Annotated in this window: 5 protein-coding genes; 1 reads left to right on the top strand and 4 read right to left on the bottom strand. The window is 63.7% G+C overall.

Annotated features, from left to right (window positions below):
• Window positions 1-352 precede the first annotated feature (352 nt).
• The 4 genes from C5B96_RS06305 to C5B96_RS06290 form a co-directional block, all read right to left on the bottom strand.
• Entirely contained in the window at window positions 353-1081 is a 729-nt protein-coding gene (locus tag C5B96_RS06305) for a class F sortase (RefSeq protein ID WP_104244027.1), read from the bottom strand.
• Entirely contained in the window at window positions 1078-2064 is a 987-nt protein-coding gene (locus tag C5B96_RS06300) for a DUF4397 domain-containing protein (protein ID WP_104244025.1), read from the bottom strand. The genes C5B96_RS06305 and C5B96_RS06300 overlap by 4 nt, the downstream gene beginning before the upstream one ends.
• Before the next feature lie 23 nt (window positions 2065-2087).
• Window positions 2088-2744 carry a hypothetical protein gene (locus C5B96_RS06295; RefSeq protein WP_104244023.1) on the bottom strand — a complete coding sequence of 219 codons (657 nt, stop codon included), beginning with the start codon at window positions 2742-2744 and terminating at the stop codon, window positions 2088-2090.
• 493 nt (window positions 2745-3237) lie between these two features.
• On the bottom strand, window positions 3238-4257 hold the full coding sequence (locus C5B96_RS06290) for a hypothetical protein (protein ID WP_146078101.1): 1020 nt from the start codon (window positions 4255-4257) through the stop codon (window positions 3238-3240).
• A 1448-nt stretch (window positions 4258-5705) separates the two neighbouring features.
• On the opposite strand from C5B96_RS06290, the gene C5B96_RS06280 reads away from it, so the two are divergent.
• Window positions 5706-6086 carry a nuclear transport factor 2 family protein gene (locus tag C5B96_RS06280; protein ID WP_104244017.1) on the top strand — a complete coding sequence of 127 codons (381 nt, stop codon included), beginning with the start codon at window positions 5706-5708 and terminating at the stop codon, window positions 6084-6086.
• Window positions 6087-6317: the final 231 nt, after the last annotated feature.

Below are 6317 nucleotides of genomic sequence, written 5' to 3'. Positions count from 1 at the left end.
GAGCCCGGCGAGTCCGAAGCCCTTCAGCAGAAGTCGGCGGTCCAGCTCGGACTGCGAACTGCGGTCAATCGCGTTCGCAATGAATTTCTTCTCAAACAACTGGTCATCCTCTAGTTAGGTAAAGCTGGTGAATACCCCTCAACGCCAAGTATGCACACCACGTCGCCAACGCGCTACATACTTCGAACACGTCCAGTGCTGAAGGAAATCTCCTGGTTCAGGAATAGTTAGGACGTAGACGGATCGATCACCCTACTAGTCGCGTTCCTCGACCTCGCGAGGGCCGCCCCTGTGTCTGAAGAAGCTTGCGCAGAGTCGATCGCGGCTTCAGCTGAAGGCTCCCGGCGCCGAGCTACCCGACCGGCACCTCGCTGGCGAAGACGACGACGTTGTCGACGTAGTGGCCGGTCGCGTCATCGAACACACCGCCGCAGGTGATGAGCCTGAGTTGCGCTGTCGGGGTCGGTGCGTACACCTCTCCCGTCGGGAAGGCCGCCTTCGCCACTACGATCTGCCGGTCCACAGCGAACATTCGCATGCTGCCGTCGGACAGAATGACGATCACTCGGTCGCCAGCGTTCAGCGACGACAGCCCGAAGAACACAGCCGGCCCGACCGCATTGTCGATGTGCCCCGCAATCACTGCCGGCCCGACGTCGCCCGGAACGACCCCCTCCTGGTACCACCCGGCCGAGGCGAAGTTCTTCGGCGGCTGTATCCACCCGGCTGCGTCGCGGCTGAGTCCCTCGAGTTCCGAGTCGACACCTATCGCATCTATCCTTACGCGAACGGGCGTGATGCCCTGGTGTGCAAGGCTGGGCCCCGCGGGACCGGCCGGGTCCTGGTTCGAACTGAGCGCCCCCCGCTCCGCCGCGTCTGCGGCTGCAGTCGGCGCAACCGAGTCCGGGGTGGGGATCGCCGGCCGGCCGTCGGTACCTCCTCCACTGTCAGCGCTCACTGTGTCACCGGCCCTCACCGGCACGCCGGCGCCAGCAGAGCATCCCGACATCGCGACCGTCAGAGCCAGGAGGCCTGCCCCGAGGGTTGCCAGCGCGCGCGGCGGCACGCCGCGGCGGGTCATTGCACGCGCCGCCGGGCGCCGCCGACCACCGAGGCCGAAACCACCAAGGCTGATACCACCAGTGCCGCAACCACGAGGGCCACGACCACGACCGTCGAGAGGCCGCCTACGCTTTCCGCGGTTGCGAGCTCCGAGTTGACGTGTGCACCCGTGCCGCCTCCACCGGTCTGGATACCGCCCGTCGGGAGGGCTGCGACACTCGACGCATCTGCCACGGACGTGACCGTGACACCCCCGCTGGCGTTGTCGAGCACGAACAACGTGGAGATGGCACCGACCGGTAGGTCGACCTGCGTCGACGACGTCGTCGTCCCGCCTGACACAGTCAGGGTCGACGGCCCAGGGGAGACATTCGAGTACGGCGTCGCCGTGCCGGGCGCCACATCCGAAGCAAGCACCGTTCCCGTCGAGGTCGACACCGTGACGCTCGGTAGAGCCGTCGAGCCCTGGATGACCCGAACCCGTGACTCTCCTTCCGCCGGTGCGGTCAGGTCATCGGGGAACACCGCCGTAGAGAGCGAGGCATTCTTCCCATACGCAGCAACGGTGACAGGCCGGCCGTCTGCCACCGCAATCGTCGCCTGGATGACCGGGGCCGACATATCGCCGCCGGCCGGCGCCATCGAAACGATGTAGGCGCCCTGCGGCAGCGACATGTAATTCGAGACCTGGCCGTAGCCGATGTTCTGCAGGGAGCTGACCACCGACCCTCCCGCGAGGGCTGTCAACTGGATGTCGACCTTCGAAGTGTCAGGCGACAGGTGGGCCAGCCGCACCCACCCTGTGGCGGCGGCCTGAGACACGGTCGCAACAGGCGCGGCCGAGGCACCCAACAGAGCCGGGCCTCCCGCAAACGCACCGACGAGAAGACCGACGAGCGCCGCCGCAATCACCCCCGGCGTTCGAAGAGAACGGCGACGGGAAGAATCCGTTCCGGCCGCAGCGGCCCACTGCTCATCCGTGCGCTCGCGTGTATTCAACATGACGGTTCTCTTTCTCTTGGTCGTCAGAGGGACGGCGGGGGAGACGGGAGCATCAACGGGGGCTCTCCCGGTGCGAATGTCACCAGCACACCCGCTGGGGTGCGGATGACCGACTCCACGTTGACGGGAGCGCTCAAACTCTCGAACCACACCCCGACGGAGGCTGCGGCGGCATCCGGGGCCATTGTGTCTGCGGACCTGCCGCCAGGGGCCGCCTCCCCGATGCCGAGCGGCACCCCCGCCAGGCCGGTCAGCAGAATCTGGCGACGCGCCTCACCGGCCCCGATGCCCGTCTCGACGGCTGGAAAGTCGGCGACGGTCAGTTGCGTCTGCCCGAGGTACTGCCCGAGGCTCAGGATGCCGCGGGCATCTACCCGGCCCATGACCAACAGTTCGCGGGCCGTCGCAGAGAGCGTGAGTGCTGTGTTGCCCGCCAGCTGGCTTCCGGCGAATGTGCGGGCCGCAGCGAGTTGCACCGCAGTCGCGGCGGGAGCGGCGTCCCTGGCAACCGGCCCCACATCCTCCGCTGCTGGAGCGGCCGTGGGCACGCCCACGGCAACACTGCTCCCCGTGTCGACCTCCGCACCGCCCTCGAGCGCGACGATGGGCGAGGCGCCGAACATCGGTGCCCACAGTGCGACCATCGCAACGACGGCCACCGCCAGCAGCAGCAGCGCCAACCCGAAAGGCTTCCGTCCTACAGACTGAACACCTTGTCGAGGTTCAGCATGCTTCGGCCTCTGGTGTCGCCCCCCGGTCTTCGCGTCTGCGTGCCGGTGGTGCTCACGGAAAGGGTTCACCTGTATCGAGAAACCGGTCATTGCAGCCCCTTTGCATCAGCTCGCACACGATCGCGCGAGCGGGGACTGCGACCCCGTAAATTGTGTTCCGACCGACCTGCGGTTCAGTTGATGATGATTCCCCTCAGCCGAGTTTTGCGGGTTCTTGGGGCGACGGAGCGACATCTCACCCGATATGTGGCGCTCTGCATCCACCCGGCTGGTCGCGCGCTGGTCGACTGTCTCTCGGGACCTTTGCGTCTAGAGACACCCCAAACAGCGAACCCGATCCCCTGAACGGGTCATTCAGTTCAACCACGGACCCGAAGAGCTTTACGAGCTTTAGAGCGCTCTATCCACTTCGATAAAGCGGATCTTCAGCCACAGCTGACAGTCAAGCGTTTTCCCGGCGACGAGCGACGACGAGGGTGAGACCGGTGAGGCTGAGCAGGCCGGCGGCGGCGATGATGCCGACGGTGTCGAGGCCGGTGTTCGCCAGCTGGTGGCCGGACGCCGCGGCCGGGGTCGGAGTCGGTGCGGGGGTCACGATGACGACGGGTGCGACGGGGGTCGCGGCGAGGACGAACTGCACCGCAGCGGACGGGTCAGAGAGCAGGGAAACGATTTGGCCGTTGTCGTCGACGTCGGCGAGCACCGCGGTGGCGGTGTAGTCGTTCGGCGTGGCTTTGACGGTCACAGTCCAGTTGCCGTCCTGCCCGACGATGATCGGGTCGGCGGGGTTCATGGGCTCCGGAGCAGCCTTCGCTTTGAGGGTGTCACCGGCGGCGTTCAGCACCGAGGTGGGGAGCGCGAGAACGACGACGTTTTTTCCGGGAGTGCCGGTTCCGGTGAAGGTGACCTGGTCGCCGTAGACGGTGGATCCGGCTACGGGAGTGGTGATCACGGGTGCGGGGAGGTTCTGCTCGGGGAGGGTGAAGGATCTCTTGACGGTGTTCAATTCTATACCGTCGAGAGTCCCGGTCACGCTCACGGTCTGCTTACTGGTGGCGTCATCCGGGTAGTCGTAGATGATCGCGAACGTGTTCAGTTCCCCGACGGTGGTCGTGCCGAGGACGGTCTTGTCTTTGTCGGTGACCGTGATGACAGCGCCGGCTGGCGCAGTGCCGCCGAACACGACGCTGCGCGCGATAGCGGGTTTCCCGGCCACCGGGATGACCAGGTCGATCTCCGTCGGAACCGGTGCCGGGCTGTCGGTTGGCCCAGGAGTCGGTGTGCCGGTCGGCTCCGGAGTGGTCGTCGGCGTCGGTGTCGGTGTCGGTTCGGCTGTGGCTGTGGCGGAGGGAGTTGCAGATTCGTCGGCGAACGCGGCGGCTCCGGCCCCGAGAACGCTGCCGAACCCGATGACGGCTGCGATCGGGATGATCAGAAGTTTGCGGCGCACAGATGCGGTCATGATTGTTGTCTCCAGCTCACCCACCCCGAAAACCGGACGTGCGCCGTGCGTGGGGATCAAGGCGAACATCCAGAAACTATCAGATACGACTCAATGAAGGACATCCCCGATCCAGGGACCTGTAGCAGAAGACTGTCGCGGTCGACGGTCGTGCTAGCCGTCCAGTCAAAAGGTCAGGCCTTCTCCTCCTGCGTCCTGATCCTAGGTTGCACGGCCGCGGCGAATGCCGCGCACTCCGCGGACCACGAGCCATACGTCGAACGGAATGAAAACAACGCCAAGGATCCAGAGTGGGATGCCTCGGCGGGAAAGTTCTTCGTTTTGCAGGATGGCCCATAGAGCCGCTGCTTCTACGAAGATCGCTAGGACGATCGGTGCCCATCCGTTGCCAGTGCCTGACTTCTCAGCCACCGTGCCCCCTATGGGCAGCCTTGCTCGTCGTCAAACTCATTACCCCTGTAGGTTCACGATATGGACTGGCGGAAAGTCGTCGCATTCGCGAGACTGGCCGTCCTTATCATCGGTCTGAGGCTTGGTATCCGGGCCGTAAGAGAGCAGTCGCGAGATCCCGAAAAAGGCCCCACGCGTCCGCCGCGCTGGTACCTCGTTGTTTCTCTTGTCCTAGTCGGCGGGGTAGGTACAGTGTTTGCCTTCGGCCACCGGTTCTAAAACACCTGATCTGTGGTCGAATCAAGTGAACATTGTGAGTTCTGAACCACCGCCGTGCAGGCGGGGCGTCCTGCGGCATAGCCTTCTCAGCTCCTACACCACACGTCGTGGAACTCCTGGCGGGCTATGACCTCGAGCGGTACAGCCGGGCTAGGTAAATGCTCGTGATCAGATACCCGATCGAAAGCAACAAGCCCAGTCCGACTCCCAGCCATCGCCACCATTCGAAGTCTTCGCCCTCGGAAACAAGGCTTACGACTAGAGCGAGTTAAATCAGAACAAATATCAACCGGCCGACGAAAGCAACGAGGGCAACTCTCAACGACTTGGTCGGCAACCACTTGGCTGCGCGGGCTCCAACGCTTTCTCCCATGTTGCCTCCGCCCAAGCTGCCGAATCAGTCCTCACGAACCTAGACGGGTTAGACCGCACTGGCTACGGGCCGATGACCGGCGTACAACGGAAGAACTATGCGCGAGCCGCGCCCCAGGGGGGAATACGCCACAGGCCAGCTTGATCCGATTCGGAAAAAGCGGACTAGACAAACAAGATCTCCAGATCGGATGGCGGACCTTCACCGGAACGGCTTCGAATGCGCGCCATACGCACGGGGAGTGCTGGCGATTCGACCCTGGTCTAAAGCGATCGGGACGGCTATTTGCCTCTCTCAGTGACACGGCGCGTCTATGGCGAGGGCTTTGTAATGATCGTCGGGAACCGATAGCTGATCGGTTTCGGGTCAATCACAGTTTGCGGAAACGGCACACTACCCTTGGCACATGACGACACGGGACGATCAAGGGCGCTCCATAGACCAAGCCCAGGATGCTCTTCACCAAGCCATGCGCGCTGGCGACGTGAGCCATCTTCGCGAGTTGCTATACGAGGGCCTGGCCTTCGAGCTGCCGGGCGAGTCAGTGATGGGACGTGCAGCCGATCTCGATGCTCATGCCTCGGGCGCAACACGATTCGACGAGCTGTCGGAGCTTCATCGGTCAACTTTGGAACATGATGGTCATGGCCGGACATCGTCGCTCGTGGACATCGTCGTATTCGATGGAGGCCACCGCATCGAGGCTCGCATGATGTACCGCCGCTTTTGGTCGATCATCGAGGGTCGTTGGCAAGTAGTGGCGGGCAGCGCCGAACCGTCCGCATAGAGCCCTTGACTCGATCTAGGGCAGCCACTTCGGGCTTCCAAGGACCTCAACTTTCGGCGGTCGGAAACGCCATCGATCTGATGTAGACCCCTCTGACTGACTTACCGAGCGCCCGAAGGACCATTGTTTACTCAAGTGCCTCTCGAGAGAGAACGAGTCATCCGGCTCCGTAAGGATGCAGGTTGGCATCAACAGCACGTATGCGACACCTTGGCAGAGGCTGATTCTTAT

Source organism: Subtercola sp. Z020 (genome assembly GCF_002931235.1).
GTDB lineage: Bacteria > Actinomycetota > Actinomycetes > Actinomycetales > Microbacteriaceae > Subtercola.
Note: the sequence above shows the minus strand (reverse complement) of the source record. Positions and strands in the feature narration are given on the sequence as shown.

Excerpts from the sequence above, each read along its gene's own strand:
- C5B96_RS06290 (WP_146078101.1), bottom strand. The coding sequence starts at position 4,257 with ATGACCGCATCTGTGCGCCGCAAACTTCTGATCATCCCGATCGCAGCC.
- C5B96_RS06305 (WP_104244027.1), bottom strand. The coding sequence starts at position 1,081 with ATGACCCGCCGCGGCGTGCCGCCGCGCGCGCTGGCAACCCTCGGGGCA.
- C5B96_RS06300 (WP_104244025.1), bottom strand. The coding sequence starts at position 2,064 with ATGTTGAATACACGCGAGCGCACGGATGAGCAGTGGGCCGCTGCGGCC.
- C5B96_RS06280 (WP_104244017.1), top strand. The coding sequence starts at position 5,706 with ATGACGACACGGGACGATCAAGGGCGCTCCATAGACCAAGCCCAGGAT.